This is a genomic window from Kitasatospora cathayae (assembly GCF_027627435.1).
In the GTDB taxonomy this organism is placed as follows: Bacteria; Actinomycetota; Actinomycetes; order Streptomycetales; family Streptomycetaceae; genus Kitasatospora; species Kitasatospora cathayae.
On sequence record NZ_CP115450.1, the window covers coordinates 3,911,410 to 3,927,757 of the forward strand.

Consider the following 16,348-nt stretch of genomic DNA (forward strand, 5'->3'; position numbering starts at 1 on the left):
ACGGCCCGCGACGGTTCGGGAAGGAACGGCATGGCGCACCTGGTCGCGGTACTCGCCCTGGAGGGCGCGATCGCCTTCGAACTCGGCATCCCGGCACGGATCTTCGGCGGCGCCAAGGACGGCTCCGGCCGGCCGCTGTACGAGGTGGCCACCTGCACCCTGGACGGCGGTCCGGTCGCCACCAGCGCGGACTTCCGGATCGCGGTCGACCACGGGCCCGAACTGCTGGAGCGGGCCGACACGGTGGTGCTCCCGGCCTCCCACGACTCCGATCCGGACAGCGCGGACGCCCCCTTCACCCCCGAACTGGCCGCCGCACTGCGGCGGATCCGGCCCGGCGCCCGGCTGATGTCGATCTGCACCGGCTCCTTCCTGCTGGCCGCCGCCGGCCTGCTGGACGGCCGCCCGGCCACCACCCACTGGCGCTACACCGAGCTCTTCGCCCGGAGGTTCCCGAAGGTCCTGCTGGACCCGGACGTGCTCTACACCGACGACGGCGACATCCTCACCTCCGGCGGGGTGGCCGCGGGGGTGGACCTGTGCCTGCACGTCGTGCGCCGCGACCACGGCAGCGCGGTGGCCAACGCGGTGGCCCGCAACTGCCTGGTACCGCCGTGGCGCGACGGCGGCCAGAAGCAGTACGTGGAGGCCCCGAGCCCGGTGGACCCGGGCGGCTCCGGCACCGCCGCCGTCCGCGCCTGGGCGCTGGAGCACCTGGACGAGCCGCTGCCGCTGCGCCAACTCGCCGACCGGGCGGGCATGAGCGTACGGACCTTCACCCGGCGCTTCCGCGAGGAGACCGGTGCCAGCCCCGGCCAGTGGATCACCACCCAGCGCACCGAGCGGGCCCGCCAGTTGCTGGAGCGCACCGACCTGACGATCGACCAGGTCGCCCGGCGGTCCGGCTTCGGAACCGCCGCCTCGCTGCGGCTGCAGTTGCGCGGGCGGCTGGACGTCGCACCGAGCGCCTACCGGCGCACCTTCCGGAACACCCCGGCCGCCTGAGGCGTGCCCGAGGACTGGAGCAGGCCTTCCCGGCGGAGCCGAGCGGGGCTGGGCGGAGCCGAGTGGACCGGGGTGAAGCTGAGTGAACCCTGGGAAAAGACTGACGGTTGGCCGGAATTCGCCGTTCCGGAGCGGCGCAACGGACGGCGGCCGACCGCGTGCGCGCCGAGCGCAGCATGGTGGGCCGCCATCCGCTCGCGGCGCGCGGGCCCTGAACCCGCACCGCGCCCTCCGCACTCGCCGAGGAGCGGGCCGCGACCGGCGGTCCACGATCCCCCCTGCTGACGCGATCCCCCTGGACAGCAGCACCGTGGCGGCGGACGGACGTCCCCTCGGCGTCCCCTCGCAACGGAGAGCCGCACCCAAGCGTGATCAGTCGGATACGTCACGTCAATGGGTAGTCAGAAATTCGGAATGGTTGCGTCAGCTTTCGGCCGGTGATCGCCACCGTGATCGCCGCCATCCGTCGACCGGCCTGCAAGCCCTGCCGGCGGCCGCCGGAAGGCCGTCGAAAGCGTCGAAAGCCGTTGCGGGAAGCCGCTATTGAGCCAAAGCGGCCCAGTCCACCCCGGCCATCGGGTCCACCGGCCTGGCCTGGGTGTCGATCTCGCACCAGACCCGCTTGCCCGATCCGTCCGGGTACCAGCCCCAGCGCTCGCAGAGCAGCTCGACCAGTTCCAGACCTCGCCCGTTGGTCGCCTCCTCGTCCGCACCGGCGTGCCGGGGGGCCGGGGCGGTCCGGCTCGCGTCGGCCACCTCCACCCGCAGCGGACCGGCCGGACCGGCCTGCGGGGAGTCGTCGACCACCGGCAGGCAGAGTCTCAGCACGGCCGGACAGCCGGTGTGCACCACGGCGTTGGTGACCAGTTCCGACACCACCAGCACCACCGTCTCGGCCATCGGCGCGTCCGGTTCCACTCCGTGGTTCAGCAGCCGCGAGCGCACCCACCGGCGGGCCCGGCCGACCTCCGAGGGGTCCGCCCGCACCGCAAGCTGTACCTGAAGAACCTGCACCGCTCCACCACCCGCACTCGCAGTTCGGCCAACGTCCCGATCGGGCCGGATCAGCCGGCCGGCGCAGCCCTCACTCTTCGCCCGGTGCCACCCGGGGCTCGCCCGGGCGCTCGCCGACCCGTCCGCCCGCGCCACTCGCCCGCGCCAACTCGTCAGTCGCGCACAGGCCGCGACACGAATACGCCTCAGGATGGGTGGGCGGACGGACGGCAGCAAGCGCTTCGGGCATATTCCGGCGATCGGGGGACAGGGCAGTGCATACTGTCCCGCTCACTCTCGCGAGCCTCGCACCGGCACTCGTCCGGCCCGGGCCGGCGCCGGTCCCGTTCAGCGCGTGTCGGACACGCCCTGGCGGGAACCTATCGCCGGACACCCCCGACGCCCCGTCCGCCACTCGCGAACCACCCGTGCGACATATGTCCAGCGGTTCTCGAACAGCGGCATCGACGGACCGTCCCACGAGCGGACCGTCCAACCATGTGACCAACCGCCACCGCCGGCCCCGAGGAGCGGGCGCCGAAGGGCGAGGCGGCCGGACACAGGGCGGCCGAACCATGAGGCAGGGTTCCGTTCTTGGCGGATTCCCTCCCACCCCGGACCGGCCACGGGATACCGTGGGGTAACGCCAAGCGAACCGGGCAGGAGGGTGGTTCTCGATGGCCGCCCCGGACCGGATCCCGCGCTGGGACGAGCAGTTGCAGCGGCGCCTCGCCCGCGGCGAGGAGACCGCACTCGGCGAACTCTACGACCGGCTCTCGCCGATGGTGCACGGGCTGGCCGGGCGGATACTCGCCGACCAGGCGGCCGCCGACCAGCTCACCCGGGAGATCTTCGCCCACGTCTGGGAGCACCCCGAGGACTTCGACCCCACCCAGGGCTCGCTGCGCTCCTGGCTCGGCGCGCTCACCCACCGCCGCGCGGTCGAACGGCTGCGGGCGCGACGCGGCGCCGAGCGGCTGCCGGGACGCGGCAGCGGCGCGGCCGAGGAGGAGATCCGCGCCGTGGCCACCGCCGCCCGCATGCAGTACGTGGTCGACTCCCTGCCCCAATCCCTGCGTGAGACCATCGCGGTGACGTACTACGACGGCCGCACCTACCAGGAGACGGCCCGGCTGCTCGGCATCAGCGAGCAGGCCGCCAAGCAGCGGATGCGGCTCGGCCTGGAGCTGCTGGCCACCGAACTGGCCGACGAGCGCGCCCGCCAGGAGCCCCACCGGGAGCACCGGGACGGCGACGGGGACGGGGGCAGGTGACCATGAACGAGGAGCGGCACGACGCCCTGCGCTCGCTGCTCGGCGCCTGGTCCCTCGGCGCCTGCCCGCCCCGCGAGGCCGCCGAGTTGGAGCAGCACCTGCGCGGCTGCCCGGAGTGCGCCGAGGAGGCGGCCCGGCTGCGCGACGCGGCCGGCTGGCTCTCCCTGGACGAGCCGCTGGACCAGCCCGGTTCGCTGCGCCAGCAGGTGCTGGACTGGTGCCTGGCCCGCCGCCCGGCCGAACTGCCCCTCCCCTCCTGGGGGATGCCGTACACCGCGGAGACCGCCAAGCTCGACGCGCTGCTGCGCGACCTCGGCCAGGAGGAGTGGCAGGAGGTGGCCGAACTGCCGTGGCACGGCGGCGCGGAGCGGCTGCGCCCGGCCGAGGTGCTGGGCCGGCTGACCGCGGGGGACGGCTTCCTGGCGCTCGCCCTCGGCCTGCCGGACCCGGCACCGGCGGCCGCCCCTTCCGCACCGACTTCCGCACCGACTTCCGCATGGGCTTCCACATCGACTCCGCCGGTCGGCCGCCGGGTGCCGCCGCAGGAGGCGGCCGTCCCGGCGCCGCGGGTGCCGCGGGTGCCGTCACAGGGCGGCCGGTACGCCGCGGTCACCGCGCGCACCGCCCGGCTGCTCGCCTACCAGGCCGGGCTGCCCCCGCAGTCGGTGCGCGCCCGGTGGCGCCAGCAGACCCACGACCTGGTGCGCAGCGCCGCGCTGGCCCCGTACGGCGGAACCCCGGTCGATCTGGGCTTCGCGGTGCTGCCACTGCGCGACGCCTTCGTGGACCGCGCCCTGGAGTGCTTCGTGCACGGCGAGGACGTGGCCCGCGCGGTCGCCTACCCGTACGACCCGCCGGCGCCGCAGCACCTGCGGCAGATGGTGGAGCTGGTGGTCCGGCTGCTGCCGCGGGCGCTGGGCGGGCTGCGCGCGGCGCGACCCGAGTTCGCCGCGGCGCCGACCGCGCCGGGCGCGCCGGCCGTGCGGGAGGCGAGGCGGCTGCGGCTGGTGGTGGACGGTCCGGCGGCCGGCGAGTGGCTGGTGCCGCTGGACGGCGAGGAGGCGGGGCCGCCCGGCGGGGAGCCGGTGGCCTCGATGGTGCTGGACGGCCTGGAGCTGTGCCAGTTGGCCGCCGCGCACCGCGACCCGGACCGGCTGCCGGTGGGCGAGCACGGTGACCGGGCCGCGGTGCGCGAGGTGCTGCACGCGCTGCCGCTGCTGTCGCGGCCGTAAGGGAGCCGCGGGGGGAAGCGGGCGCGGGCGGAATCAACCGCGAGGGGAATCAGGCGAAGACGACGGTCCGGGTGCCGTCCAGCAGCACCCGGTGCTCGCTGTGCCACTTGACCGCGCGGGCCAGCGCCTGGCACTCGACGTCCCGGCCGATCGCGACCAGCTGGTCCGGGCTGACGTCGTGGGTGACCCGGGCCACCTCCTGCTCGATGATCGGGCCCTCGTCGAGATCGGCGGTGACGTAGTGCGCGGTGGCGCCGATCAGCTTCACGCCGCGGGCGTGCGCCTGGTGGTACGGCTTGGCGCCCTTGAAGCTCGGCAGGAAGGAGTGGTGGATGTTGATCACCCGGCCGGACAGCTCGGTGCACAGCTGGTCGGAGAGCACCTGCATGTAGCGGGCCAGTACGACCAGTTCGACGTTCTCCTTCTCGACCAGGTCGAGCAGCTGCCGTTCGGCCTCGGCCTTGGTGTCCCTGGTGACCGGGATGTGGTGGAAGGGGATGCCGTAGCTCTCGGTCAGGTCGCGCAGGTCGGTGTGGTTGGAGACCACCGCGGCGATCTCCACCGGCAGGGCGCCGATCCGGGTGCGGTAGAGCAGGTCGTTCAGGCAGTGCCCGAACTTGCTGACCATGAGGACGATCCGCATCCGCTGCTCGGTCGGGTGGATCTGCCAGTCCATCCCGAAGGAGGCGCCGATCGCGGCGAAGCTGGCCCGCAGCTTGTCGGCGGTGACCGGCTCGGGGGCGGAGAAGTGCACCCGCATGAAGAAGAGTCCGGTGTCCCCGTCGCCGAACTGCTGGCTGTCGATGATGTTGCAGCCGGTCATGAAGAGGTAGCTGGAGACAGCGTGGACGATGCCCTGCTTGTCGGGGCAGGACAGCGTGAGGACGTACTGGGCGCTGGCCGGCTGCTGTTCCACTGGGGGTATCCCGTCCTGAGGTCGTGCGAGTTCGATGGTCCAGCGTGTCACATCCTGGACAGTGGCCGCCCCGCTGCCCGTACTGCGGGACGGCACCGCCCGGCGGGACCGCCTCAGACCTGGGTCAGGATGCGCAGCACGTCCAGGGACCTGGGGGCCGTGTCCGGGTCCTCCCCGTCGCCGACGGCCAGGGCGACGTGCGCCTCGCGGGCGGCCCGGACGGTCTCCGGCCAGCCGGGGTGGCCGAGGTAGGCGGAGGCCGGGGCGTCCGCGCCGACCTCGTGCAGCATCTGCACGGCGCGCAGCACCGCGACGTCGACCAGGGCGGCCTCGGCGGAGTCGCGGAAGATCGTGCCCACGTACTTCTCGGCGGACCAGCGGTCCAGCCAGGTGTCCTCGACCAGCCGGTAGACGGCGTCGGTCACGTCCCCGTAGCCCTCCCGTCCGGCCAGCCAGGCCTCCTGCTGGAAACCGGGGTCGGACAGCATGTGCAGCGCGGAGCGCAGTCGGGCTCGCCAGCGCCACCAGGGCAGGTCGTTGAGCGGCATGCCGCCCATCGTGCTGGAGCGGTGGCCCGGACGAGAAGGGTTTCGGGCGGACCGGTGCGAAGAATCTGTGCTGGCGGACATGGTGAACGATCGTACGTTCCCCGTCTGTTCGTGCTCCACTCGCGATCTACACGCGTACCCCTTCGGAGTTCGGCCGCCGTTCGCCGGCCGTTCGCATTTCCGCCCTCTCGGCTTGTGGCTCCGGGGCTTGGCTGTTTCCGGTGCGCCGGATGGCGCCCCAGAGAGGGAAGACCGATGACCAGCCGAAGGGACTCGTTCCGGGCCCGTCCCACGATCGCCCGGCGCCGCCACCGGCGTCCGATCGCCGCCGCGGTGACCGCCGCGGCGCTGCTCCCCGCCCTCTTCTCGGCCTCCGCGTGCGGCGGACCGGCCGACGCCTCCACCGACGCCGACGACCTCACCGTGATGACCTGGGCCCCGTCCGGCACCGGCGCCGCGGACCGCCCCGGCATGACCGCGCTCGCCGAGTCGATCGGCCGGGACGTCAACCTCAAGGGCGGGTTGAACGGCCACCGGCTGCACGTGATCACCTGCAACGAGCACAACACCGCCGACGGTGCCAAGGCCTGCGCCCAGCAGGCGGTGGACGCCAAGGCCGTGGCCGTGATCGGCTCCTACAGCCAGTGGGGCGACGCCTTCATGCCGGTGCTGGAGCGCGCCGGCATCCCGCTGATCGGCGGGTACGGCCTGTCCCAGCCCGAGTTCTCCAGCCCGCTGTCCTACCCGGTGGACGGCGGGATGCCGGCGCTGATCGCCGGCAGCGGCCGCCAGCTGGTCGAGGCCGGCTGCAAGTCCGTCGCCCTGATCCGTCCGGACACCCCGGCCGGCGACAACCTGCTCGGCTACCTGGGCAACGCGCTCAAGCCCGCCGGGATGAAGCTGCTGGACGTCAAGGCGCCCGAGCAGTCCTCCGACTACACCCAGGTGGCCCGCAAGGCGATCGGCAAGGACGAGCCGGGCAACTGCGTCACCAGCGCGATGGCCGCCGAGCCGACCGGCAACCTGCTGGACGCCTACCGGCGGCTGACCCCGAAGAACACCCGGATCGCCTCGGTGATCGGCAGCGTCCAGCAGTCGGTGGTCGACTCCACCGGCGGCGACTCCGGCCCGCTGGCCGGCGCGTTCGTCACCGGCTGGTACCCACCGGAGTCGGCCCAGATCTGGGACGGGCTGCGCTCGGTGGTGCGCTCCGACACCACCGGCGGGCGCACCATCGACGTCTCCGACCCGGGCGTGCAGACCACCTGGGTCGCGTACGAGGTGTTCCGGGTCGTGGTGGAGAAGCTCTCGGCGGCCGGCAAGCCGGTCGACGCGAAGAGCATCGCCGCCCTGCTGGACAGCGGTGAGGGCATCGACGTCGGCCTGACTCCGCCGCTGAACTGGGGCACCACCAACATGCTGCCCAGCACCGAGTCGCCGCGGCTGGTCAACACCTGGATCACCTACCAGGTGGTCAGGAACGGCCGGATGACCCTGCAGCAGCCGGGTTTCGTGGACGTCCGCTGGGTGCTCACCGGGGGCCGGCCCCCGGCCTGAGCCACGGCTCGGTCAAGGGCGGGCCTTCCCGGGCCCGCCCTTGAGGGGCGGCTACAGGTCGCCGTCACCCCGAGGGGGCAGGCCGGTCTGGGTGGCGATCGCGTTCCACAGGGTCGAGGCCTGCTTCTTCGCGGTGGTCGCCGTGCCGCTGGCCTGCACCGCGTTCTTGTAGTGCTGGTTGCCGGTGTCCGGCTTCTTCGGGTCGCAGGAGGACTGGGCGTCGGTGGCCCAGGCCGCGTACTCGTCGTCGGCCTGCGCCGAGGCCGTCCAGGCGGCGTTGAGCTGGTCGATCAGCTGCTGGCCGCCGGGCAGCTTGTCGGTCTTCAGCTGGCCGAGCTTGCTCTGCAGCTCGCGCCGCTTGCCGGCCGCGGCGGACAGGGCCTGCTGCGAGTCGGGGAGCTTGTCGCACTTCTGCACCGAGGCGACCGCGGAGACCACCGCGCTGCGGCTGTCGCTCGCGGTGCCCAGCAGGTCGGACAGCGGCTGGGCCTGCGCCTTGACGTCGGGGTCGGCGGCGGCGCCGGAGCCGCTGGCGCTCGCCGCGGCGGAGGCGGTGCCGCCGGTGGCGGCGACCGGGGTGGTCTTCTGGCCGCTCTTGGCGGTGTCGTCGTTGCCGCTCATCAGGACGGCGACCAGGACGCCGGCCACCGCGCAGACCGCCACCACGCCGCCGATGACCAGCTTGTTGGAGGGCCGGCCGCCGCTGCCCGAGCGCCCGCCCTGGGTCGCGTCCGGGTCCTGGCCGTAGCCGCCCTGCCCGTAGCCGCCCTGCCCGTAGCCCTGCGCCGGGTAGCCGGGCTGCTGCGGCTGCTGCGGAGGCTGCGGCTGCGCGGCCGGCGGGTAGCCCTGGTAGCCGGGCGCCGCCTGCGGCGGGACGCCGTAACCGGGCTGCGGCGCCGGGTAGCCGCCGCCCTGCGGGTCGCCGGCCGGGTACGGCGGCAGGTGCTGGGTGGCCGGCGCCGGGTCGGCCTGCGGTGGTACGCCGTAGCCGGGCTGCGGCACGGCGCCCCACTGCTGCTGGCTGTGCCCGCCCTCGCCCAGGTACTCCGGCTGCCCGGACGGCTGGCCCACCGGAGGCACGGCCGTGGGGCCCTGCGGCGGGCCCGGCTGGCCCTGGGGCTGGCCGGGCTCGGGGCGGAACAGGTCGTCCAGGTTGAAGTCACCCGAGTTGGGGTACGAGCGGCGCTGACTCAACGCGATTCCTCACCTGTGCAGGACCGCGCACAGGCGGCGGACCACATCTCGTCGGTTCTTGGGAGCATCACAGTTCCTTGGACGTCGCGCCCACGCTACCGGTTCGCCTCACCGGGTGACCACGTGGGCGGGACATTCCCACCCGCTCCCCGCAGGGACGGTCCGGACGGTCCGGACCGCCGCTGCTCGGCCTGGACCGCCCCGCCCTCAGGCCGCCTCCGCGTCCGCCCTGGCGTGGAACTCGCGCACCACCCGCTGCTCCCGGTAGGGCTCGAGCCGGCGCCGGAACTCGTCCAGGTACTCCACCCCCCGGTTGGAGCGCAGCCCGCTCAGCAGCCGCACCGCCTGGGTGCCCGTCTCGCAGGCGCGTTCCAGGTCGCGCTGCTGGAGCTGGGCGGTGGCGAGCAGTACGAGGTCCACCGCGCGCCGGCGCACCCGGGTCGGCGGGTGCAGGTCGAGCGCCCGGCGGGCGTAGTGCTCGGCCGGGCCGGCCTGCTCCAGGTCCCGGTGGCAGTGGGCGAGTTCGTCGGCGAGGTAGGCGTCGTCGAAGTGGACGATCCAGTCCGGGTCGTCCTCCGGGCGGCGCTTCTCCATCATCTCCAGCGCCTTGGCCGACACCGCCTCGCAGGAGCGGGCGTCGCCGAGCAGGGCGTGGCCGCGGGCCTCGGCGGCGTAGAACATCGCCATCGCCGTCGGGGTGGCGACCGTCCGGGCGCCCTCCTGGGCGGCGCGGGCGAGTTGGGCGATCTCCCGCGGGTTGCCGAGGGTGGCCGCCAGGTGGCTCATCGAGGCGGCGAGGACGTAGCCGCCGTAGCCGCGGTCGTCGGCGGCCTGGGCGAGCCGCAGGGCCTGGATGTAGTAGCGCTGGGCCAGCCCCGGCTGGCCGGTGTCCACCGCCATGTAGCCGGCCAGTTCGGTCAACCGGGCCACCGCGGCGAAGAGTTGGCGTCCGGTCTCCTCCCGGTAGGCGCCGCCGAGCAGGCCGGAGACCACCGAGTTGAGGTAGTGCACGACGACCGGGCGCACGTGCCCGCTGCCGAAGCGGTGGTCCAGGTCGACCAGCATCGCGGTGGTCGCCTTGATCGCGGCCACGTCCGTCGGGCCGACCCGGGGGCCGCCGGTGCGGGCCACCACCGGGTCGGGCGGGGTGATCAGCCAGTCCCGGCTGGGCTCGACCAGCGCGGAGGCGGCGACCGTCGCCCCGGTCAGGAAGTCCCGGCGGCCGACGTCGCTGCGCCACAGCTCGCACACCTGCTCCAGGGCGGCGCCCAGGGTCGGCGCGAACTGCAGCCCGATGCCGGAGCTGAGGTTCTTGCCGTCGGCCATGCCGATCTCCTCGACCGACACGCTGCGGCCGAGCTTGCGTCCGAGGGCTTCGGCGATCACGGCCGGCGCCTGCCCGCGCGGCTGCTGCCCGCGCAGCCAGCGGGCGACGGAGGTCTTGTCGTAGCGCAGGTCCAGTCCGTGCTCCGCGCCGCACAGGTTGACCCTGCGGGCCAGACCGGCGTTGGAGCAGCTGGCCTCCTGGATCAGTTGCTGCAGGCGCTCGTTGGGCTGTCGTGCGACGAGTGGTCTCGCGGCCATTGGGCTTCGCCTCCCCACACCCTCCGGTCCCGGCCGGCGGGCGACGATGTGCTGATCTGTTGCCGACTGTCCGACCGTCCAAGGAATCTGACACCAGGTTAGCGATCAGCAACGTCAGCGGGATACCCACGGTGACGAACCGCACCCCCCGCGCGCCCTGGGGAATGCTTCCGTGCGCCCCCGCTGCGCCTGCCTCCGCCCGCCCCAACTCGCGTGAGTCACCGGTTCGGGTGACATTGCCGGGATGCGCCCGACCGGGGCCCTCCGAGCCGTAACCAGCCTCACGCACGGTAGTTGAGCAGCCCGTGGAAGACATCCCCGACGCTCCCGGCCAGGACAAGAACGCCGGCCTGCCCCCGCTGCTGATCGAAGCCGTCGGCTACGCCGAGAACCGCCACTGGGAAGTGGCCCCGGGCACCTGGCTGATCGACGGCGACGGCTCCGCCCGCTGCTCCTGCGGCGACCCGCGCTGCGCGCTGCCGGGCGCCCACCCGATGGACGCGGACTGGGCCCGCAAGGCGAGTGCCGGACCGGGCGCGGTGCGGCGCTGGTGGACCGAACGGCCCAGGGCCTCGATCCTGCTGCCGACCGGCCGGTCCTTCGACGTCCTGGACGTGCCGGAGACGGCCGGGTGCCTGGCGCTGGCCCGGATGGAGCGGATGGACCTCCAGCTCGGCCCGGTCGTGGTGCTGCCGAGCTCGCCGGGGCGGGTCGGGCGGCGGCTGCACTTCCTGGTGCTGCCCGGGGTCGCGGCCAAGCTGCCGGAGATGCTCCGCAAGCTGGGCTGGCCGCCCGGGCGGCTGGACCTGGTCGCCCGCGGCGAGGGGGACTGGACGGTCGCCCCGCCGTCGCGGATCGGCTCCACCGGCTACGCCCAGTGGGCCCGTTCCCCCTCCGAGTCCAACCGCTGGCTGCCGGACGCCGCCGAGCTGATCAGCCCGCTCGCGTACGCCTGCGGCCGCGACGCGCCCGCCCAGCTCCAGGCCGCCCAGCCCGCCGGGGTCTGACCCCGCCGCAGATCCCCCGGAGCCTGCCGCCCTGCGCCGACCGGGTGAGGGCGAGCACCGCGCGACACAACGCGCGCGAGTGACGGGCCTTGTCTCCCACCGGAGGCGGGGCCCGTCACACGCATGTGCGGATAAGGCCTGGGTCTACCCGCTGGCCGACCGGGAAAGCCCCTCGTACGAGTGACAGCGCTCAAGGATTGCCATGATCGGCCGAGGGGATGATCTCCGGTGCGAGGGGACGCCGGAAGGGTCGCTCGGACGGGGAAGCCGGGCGAGGCGGTGGAGGGGAACGGGAGGGAGCGGGAGGGAGGAGGGGAACGGGAGGGAGCCGGGGAGGACGGGAAGGGCCCGCTGCACGGGGAGCAGCGGGCCCTGACCGTCGTACGGACGCCGGCGGCGGGATCGGTGGGCGCGGGCCTCAGGCCTGGGCGACGAACACGTGCTGGGCGATGTCCTTGCCCAGCTCCGCCGCGTGCTCCCCGGTGCCGACCAGCACGCCGCCGACGCCGGTGGTCACCTTGACCGTGGAGCCCGGCCGGACGCCGGCCCGGCGCAGGGTGCTCATCAGCGCGCTGTCGGTCTGGATCGGCTCGCCGATCCGGCGGACCACCACGTCCGCCCCGGTCTCGCCCGGCTTGACGGCGTCCAGCGGGACGAGCGCGGCGTCGAAGCCCTCGCCCTCGGCCTTGGTGTCGCCCAGCTCGTCCAGGCCCGGGATCGGGTTGCCGTACGGGGACTGGGTCGGGTGGCCGAGCATGGCGAGCACCTTGCGCTCGACCGTCTCGCTCATCACGTGCTCCCAGCGGCAGGCCTCCTCGTGCACCTGCTCCCACTCCAGGCCGATCACGTCGACGAGCAGGCACTCGGCGATGCGGTGCTTGCGCATGACGCGCACGGCGAGCCGGCGGCCCTCCTCGGTGAGCTCGAGGTGGCGGTCCCCGGCGACCTGGAGCAGCCCGTCGCGCTCCATCCGGCCGACCGTCTGGCTGACCGTGGGGCCGCTCTGTTCCAGGCGCTCCGCGATCCGGGCGCGCATCGGGACGATGCCCTCTTCCTCCAACTCCAGGATGGTGCGAAGGTACATCTCAGTGGTGTCGATCAGCCCAGACATCGCCGCTGGCTCCGTTCTTCGGTGTCCTCACCGCCAATTCTGACGTACCGCACCGACAACCGGGCCCGCCCGGGGGCTTCCGGTACCGGTTTTCGTTGCTGTTGACAGCGGTGCCGCCGGGGCGCGACCGTGCTCGCCGTAGCTTTCTCCACTGGCGGTCTGGACCACCCCGGCCGCCCCACCCGGCCGGCTCCCTCACCGGCAGAGAGCGAAGGCAACCGATGAACGACCTGGTCGGCAGGTACTTCGACGCCGCGATCGCCCACCTGAACCGGGTCCGCGAGGAGGAGGCCGACAGCATCGAGGCGGCGGCCGCCCTGCTGGCCGAGGCGATCGCCGAGGGCCGCCGGGTCTTCACCTTCGGCGCCGGGCACTCCTCGCTGCCGGCCCAGGACGTGGTCTACCGGGCCGGCGGGCTGGTCCCGATGAACCTGCTGAACGTGCCCGGGATGGCCGGGGTGACGACGATGCCCGCGCCGCTGGCCAGCGCGCTGGAGCGGGTCTCCGGGCTCGCCACCGCGACCCTGGACCTGACCCCGGCGACCAGCGGGGACCTGCTGTTCCTGATCTCGCTGTCCGGCCGCCAGGTGATGCCGGTCGAGCTGGCCCGGTACGCCCGGGACCGCGGGCTGAAGGTGATCGGGGTGACCTCGCTGGCCTACCCGGGCGAGGTGCCCCCGGCGCACCCGTCCGGCACCTACCTGAAGGACCACTGCGACGTGGTGCTGGACAGCAAGGTCGCGGTCGGCGACGGCGAGCTGACCCACCCGGGCGCCGAGACCTCCTTCGGCCCGGTCTCCACCGTCGTCACCAGCGCGCTGATGCAGGCCGTGGTCGCCTCGGCGGTCGGCCGGCTGGCGGACCGGGCCGCCGCCGGGGACGCCCCCGCGCCGCCGCTGTTCCGCTCCGGCAACGTCCCGGGGGGCACCGAGTGGAACGCCAAGCAGATGGCCGAGAACGCCGAGCGCGTCCTCTACACCTACTGACGGCTCGTCATGACGGCACGTGCCCGGACGGCCACGGAACGTACCGGACAATCCACCGCGCCTTCCCGGCCATTGCCGACCACCCGGGCCCGCGCCAGGCGTACCGGCGAGCCGCCCGGGGCAGGAGAGCGGAGGGACCGGAGCGACGGGTGGGGGCCGAGCATGGCGTCTGGTGCGGGACGGACCGCCTGGGTGAGCGAGCGGGAGCTGCTGCCCGAGTTCTTCTGGGCAGCCGACGCGGCCTCGCTGCGCGGCCAGCGCCGCTCGGTGCTGCTCTCCGCCTGGGAGCTGGCGCTGCTGCTGGTCGCCGCCGCGACCGGCTCGGCCGACGGCGAGCCGTGGGCCTGGTCGGCCGCCGCGGCCTACCTGGGCGCGATGGCGCTGGCGGTGGTGATCAGCCGGCAGAACCCGCAGGGCCTGTGGTACGAGGGCCGGGCGGCCGCCGAGTCGGTGAAGACGCTGGCCTGGAAGTTCGCCGTCCGGGCGGACGCCTACCGGCCGCCGCCGCGCAGCCTGCCGGACGCCGAGGGGCTGTACCGCTTCCAGCTCACCCGGGTGCTGGGGGCCTTCCGGAACGGCCCGGTGGCCGTGCCGGCGGCCGGTGTCGAGATCACCGAGGCCATGCGGGACCTGCGCGGGCAGCCGCTGGCGGTGCGCCGCGAGGTGTACCTGAACGAGCGGATCCGGGTGCAGCACGACTGGTACCGCGACAAGGCCCGCTACTGCGCCCGCGCCGGGTACTGGACCGGCGTGCTGGGCGTGCTGCTGCCGGCGCTGGGCCTGGCGCTGGCGGTGCTGCGGGCGCTCGGCGCGTTCACCTACGACGCGCTGGGCACGGTCTCGGCGGTGGCCGCCTCGGTGACGGCCTGGGCGCAGCTGCGCCAGTACCGCCCGCTGGCCGCCGCGTACGGCCTGGCGGCCGAGGAGCTGGAGCTGATCCGCCTCCAACTCACCCGGCTGGACCTGGAGTCGACGGACGCCGAGGAGATCTGGGCCCGGCTGGCCCGGGACGCCGAGGACGCGGTGTCCCGCGAGCACACCACCTGGCAGGCCCGCCGGGAGGTGCGCACCACCACCGACCGGGAGCACTGAGGAGGAACGCGTGGCGTTACGGATGGTCAAAACGGCGGACGGCCGCGCCCTCGCCGTCGAGTCCCTCGGCGACCCGCGCGGCCGTCCGGTGTTCCTGCTGCACGGCATGCCCGGCAGCCGGGTCGGCCCGCACCCGCGCAGCACCGTGCTGTACCGGCTGGGGGTGCGGCTGATCTCGTACGACCGGCCCGGCTACGGCGATTCCACCCGCCTGTTCGGCCGCCGGGTGTCCCACGCGGCGGCCGATGTGCGCACCATCGCCGACGAGTTGGGGCTGGACGGCTTCGCCGTGCTGGGCCGTTCCGGCGGCGGCCCGCACGCGCTGGCCTGCGCGGCGCTGCTGCCGGAGCGGGTCAGTCGGGTGGCGGTGCTGGTGGGGCTGGCGCCGCGCAACGCGACCGGCCTGGACTGGTACGCGGGGATGACCCCGTCCAACGTCCGCGCCTACCGGGAGGCGGAGCGCGGGCACGGCCGGATCGCCGACGCGATGGAGTTCCGCTCCCGGCAGATCAAGGACGACCCGGTCCGGCTGCTGAACGGGCTGCGCACCGAACTCTCGCCGGCCGACCGGGAGGTGGTGGCGGACAGCGGGCTGCGGCGGATGCTGCAGAGCAACTACCGGGAGGCGTTCCGGCACGGCGCGGACGGCTGGATCGACGACGTGCTGGCGTTCACCGCCGACTGGGGCTTCGAGCTCGGGTCGATCGGGGTGCCGACCTGGTTGTGGCACGGCGCGGACGACCAGTTCTCGCCGGTCGACCACTCCCGCTGGCTGGCCGACCACATCCCGGGCGCCGAGCTCTTCCTGGAGCCCGGCGCCGCGCACTTCGGGGCGTTCCGGGTGATGACCACGGCCCTGGCCTGGGCGGCGGGTTAGGCCTTCACCGGGGTCAGCGGCTCGGCACCACCGAGCACGGCGAGGATGTTGTCCACCGCCAGGCCGCCCATCGCCTGCCGGGTCCGCACGGTGGCGCTGCCCAGGTGCGGGACCAGCACCGCGCGCTCCTGGGCGAGCAGCGCGGACGGGACGTCCGGCTCGTGCTCGAAGTTGTCCACGGCGGCGGCGAACAGCGCCCCGGACTCGAGCGCGGCGGCCAGTGCCTCCTCGTCCACCACGCCGGCGGTCATGCTGACCACCACCGCCCCGGGCGGCAGCATGGCCAGCCGACGGGCGTCCAGCAGGTGCCGGGTCTCGTCGGTGCACGGGCAGGTGACGACCAGCACGGTGGAGGTGGCGAGCAGCTCCTCCAGCGGCTTCCACTCGGCGCCGTCGGCCTGCTCGGGCGGCAGTTCGCTGCGGTTGTGGTAGCTGACCGGCATGTCGAAGGCGCGGGCCCGGCGGGCCACCGACTGCCCGATCCGGCCCATGCCGAGCACGCCGAGCGGGGTGCCGGCCAGTTCCAGGCCGAGCAGGAAGTTGGGCCCCCAGGTCCAGGGCGTGCCGGAGCGCAGCAGCCGCTCGCCCTCGCCGAGCCTGCGGGCGGCGGCCAGCAGCAGTGCCCAGGCGGTCTCGGCGGTGGCGTTGGTGAGCACGCCGGGGGTGTTGGTGACCACCACGCCGCGTTCGGCGCAGGCCGCGAGGTCGATGTTGTGGTAGCCGACCGCGTGGTTGGCGACGATCTCCAGTTGCGGGCCCGCCGCCTCCAGGAACTCGGCGTCGACCCGGTCGTTCAGGGTGGTGAGCACGGCCCGGCGGCCGCGTACGGCGGCGAGCAGTTCGGCCCGGTCCAGCCCCTGGTCGCTCTCGCGGCAGGTGACGGCGTACCGGGCGGTGAGCCGGTCGAGGACGCCGGGTGCGGGGCGTCGGGTGACCAGGACCGGGGGCGGGGTATCCATGGTTCCGCAGGCT

At 74.1% G+C, this 16,348-nt stretch carries 15 protein-coding genes; 8 read left to right on the forward strand and 7 right to left on the reverse strand.

Features of this window, described 5'->3' with window-relative positions:
* Nucleotides 1-30: 30 nt before the first annotated feature.
* The gene (locus O1G21_RS17225) at nt 31-1,005 is read left to right on the forward strand and encodes a GlxA family transcriptional regulator (protein ID WP_270144821.1); all 975 of its coding nucleotides are present in this window, start codon (nt 31-33) and stop codon (nt 1,003-1,005) included.
* A gap of 540 nt (nt 1,006-1,545) precedes the next feature.
* Here the strand turns inward: O1G21_RS17225 and O1G21_RS17230 are convergent.
* Nucleotides 1,546-2,019, reverse strand: a complete 474-nt coding sequence (locus tag O1G21_RS17230) for an ATP-binding protein (protein WP_270144823.1) — start codon at nt 2,017-2,019, stop codon at nt 1,546-1,548.
* Between the two features lie 656 nt (nt 2,020-2,675).
* Here O1G21_RS17230 and O1G21_RS17235 point away from each other — a divergent pair.
* Both O1G21_RS17235 and O1G21_RS17240 read left to right on the forward strand, forming a co-directional pair.
* Entirely contained in the window at nt 2,676-3,272 is a 597-nt protein-coding gene (locus tag O1G21_RS17235) for a sigma-70 family RNA polymerase sigma factor (protein WP_270144824.1), read from the forward strand.
* A 2-nt stretch (nt 3,273-3,274) separates the two neighbouring features.
* The gene (locus O1G21_RS17240) at nt 3,275-4,504 is read left to right on the forward strand and encodes a zf-HC2 domain-containing protein (RefSeq protein WP_270151058.1); all 1,230 of its coding nucleotides are present in this window, start codon (nt 3,275-3,277) and stop codon (nt 4,502-4,504) included.
* A 49-nt stretch (nt 4,505-4,553) separates the two neighbouring features.
* On the opposite strand, the gene purU is transcribed toward O1G21_RS17240, so the two are convergent.
* Together purU and O1G21_RS17250 are read right to left on the reverse strand one after the other, a co-directional pair.
* Nucleotides 4,554-5,420: a formyltetrahydrofolate deformylase gene (gene purU, locus O1G21_RS17245; protein WP_405000660.1), complete on the reverse strand. Its 867-nt coding sequence runs from the start codon at nt 5,418-5,420 to the stop codon at nt 4,554-4,556.
* 113 nt (nt 5,421-5,533) lie between these two features.
* Nucleotides 5,534-5,977 (reverse strand): SCO4402 family protein, encoded by a 444-nt coding sequence (locus O1G21_RS17250; RefSeq protein WP_408941679.1) that lies wholly within the window; start codon nt 5,975-5,977, stop codon nt 5,534-5,536.
* A gap of 246 nt (nt 5,978-6,223) precedes the next feature.
* Here O1G21_RS17250 and O1G21_RS17255 point away from each other — a divergent pair, with 246 nt between their 5' ends.
* A complete protein-coding gene (locus O1G21_RS17255; RefSeq protein WP_270144828.1) occupies nt 6,224-7,525 on the forward strand; it encodes an ABC transporter substrate-binding protein in 1,302 nt (433 codons plus the stop codon).
* Between the two features lie 51 nt (nt 7,526-7,576).
* Here the strand turns inward: O1G21_RS17255 and O1G21_RS17260 are convergent, their stop codons facing one another.
* Both O1G21_RS17260 and O1G21_RS17265 read right to left on the reverse strand, forming a co-directional pair.
* Nucleotides 7,577-8,719 carry a hypothetical protein gene (locus O1G21_RS17260; RefSeq protein ID WP_270144830.1) on the reverse strand — a complete coding sequence of 381 codons (1,143 nt, stop codon included), beginning with the start codon at nt 8,717-8,719 and terminating at the stop codon, nt 7,577-7,579.
* A gap of 207 nt (nt 8,720-8,926) precedes the next feature.
* Complete coding sequence (locus tag O1G21_RS17265) at nt 8,927-10,303, reverse strand: transcriptional regulator (protein WP_270144832.1); 1,377 nt, start codon at nt 10,301-10,303, stop codon at nt 8,927-8,929.
* A gap of 305 nt (nt 10,304-10,608) precedes the next feature.
* Between O1G21_RS17265 and O1G21_RS17270 the strand changes: the two genes are divergently transcribed.
* Nucleotides 10,609-11,310 (forward strand): bifunctional DNA primase/polymerase, encoded by a 702-nt coding sequence (locus O1G21_RS17270; RefSeq protein ID WP_270144834.1) that lies wholly within the window; start codon nt 10,609-10,611, stop codon nt 11,308-11,310.
* A 418-nt stretch (nt 11,311-11,728) separates the two neighbouring features.
* Here O1G21_RS17270 and O1G21_RS17275 read toward each other — a convergent pair whose 3' ends face one another.
* Nucleotides 11,729-12,421 (reverse strand): metal-dependent transcriptional regulator, encoded by a 693-nt coding sequence (locus tag O1G21_RS17275; protein WP_270144836.1) that lies wholly within the window; start codon nt 12,419-12,421, stop codon nt 11,729-11,731.
* Nucleotides 12,422-12,642: 221 nt separating this feature from the next.
* Between O1G21_RS17275 and O1G21_RS17280 the strand changes: the two genes are divergently transcribed.
* The 3 genes from O1G21_RS17280 to O1G21_RS17290 all read left to right on the forward strand — a co-directional run bounded on the left by O1G21_RS17280 (nt 12,643) and on the right by O1G21_RS17290 (nt 15,376).
* Complete coding sequence (locus O1G21_RS17280) at nt 12,643-13,407, forward strand: sugar isomerase domain-containing protein (protein ID WP_270144837.1); 765 nt, start codon at nt 12,643-12,645, stop codon at nt 13,405-13,407.
* Nucleotides 13,408-13,599: 192 nt separating this feature from the next.
* The gene (locus O1G21_RS17285; protein WP_270144838.1) at nt 13,600-14,499 is read left to right on the forward strand and encodes a DUF4231 domain-containing protein; all 900 of its coding nucleotides are present in this window, start codon (nt 13,600-13,602) and stop codon (nt 14,497-14,499) included.
* 22 nt (nt 14,500-14,521) lie between these two features.
* The gene (locus tag O1G21_RS17290; protein ID WP_270151063.1) at nt 14,522-15,376 is read left to right on the forward strand and encodes an alpha/beta fold hydrolase; all 855 of its coding nucleotides are present in this window, start codon (nt 14,522-14,524) and stop codon (nt 15,374-15,376) included.
* Here the strand turns inward: O1G21_RS17290 and O1G21_RS17295 are convergent.
* The gene (locus O1G21_RS17295) at nt 15,373-16,335 is read right to left on the reverse strand and encodes a 2-hydroxyacid dehydrogenase (RefSeq protein ID WP_270144839.1); all 963 of its coding nucleotides are present in this window, start codon (nt 16,333-16,335) and stop codon (nt 15,373-15,375) included. The two genes, O1G21_RS17290 and O1G21_RS17295, sit on opposite strands and share 4 nt — an antisense overlap.
* Nucleotides 16,336-16,348: the final 13 nt, after the last annotated feature.

Excerpts from the sequence above, each read along its gene's own strand:
- O1G21_RS17225 (WP_270144821.1), top strand. The coding sequence starts at position 31 with ATGGCGCACCTGGTCGCGGTACTCGCCCTGGAGGGCGCGATCGCCTTC.
- O1G21_RS17235 (WP_270144824.1), top strand. The coding sequence starts at position 2,676 with ATGGCCGCCCCGGACCGGATCCCGCGCTGGGACGAGCAGTTGCAGCGG.
- O1G21_RS17240 (WP_270151058.1), top strand. The coding sequence starts at position 3,275 with ATGAACGAGGAGCGGCACGACGCCCTGCGCTCGCTGCTCGGCGCCTGG.
- O1G21_RS17250 (WP_408941679.1), bottom strand. The coding sequence starts at position 5,977 with ATGGGCGGCATGCCGCTCAACGACCTGCCCTGGTGGCGCTGGCGAGCC.
- O1G21_RS17255 (WP_270144828.1), top strand. The coding sequence starts at position 6,224 with ATGACCAGCCGAAGGGACTCGTTCCGGGCCCGTCCCACGATCGCCCGG.
- O1G21_RS17265 (WP_270144832.1), bottom strand. The coding sequence starts at position 10,303 with ATGGCCGCGAGACCACTCGTCGCACGACAGCCCAACGAGCGCCTGCAG.
- O1G21_RS17275 (WP_270144836.1), bottom strand. The coding sequence starts at position 12,421 with ATGTCTGGGCTGATCGACACCACTGAGATGTACCTTCGCACCATCCTG.
- O1G21_RS17280 (WP_270144837.1), top strand. The coding sequence starts at position 12,643 with ATGAACGACCTGGTCGGCAGGTACTTCGACGCCGCGATCGCCCACCTG.
- O1G21_RS17290 (WP_270151063.1), top strand. The coding sequence starts at position 14,522 with ATGGTCAAAACGGCGGACGGCCGCGCCCTCGCCGTCGAGTCCCTCGGC.
- O1G21_RS17295 (WP_270144839.1), bottom strand. The coding sequence starts at position 16,335 with ATGGATACCCCGCCCCCGGTCCTGGTCACCCGACGCCCCGCACCCGGC.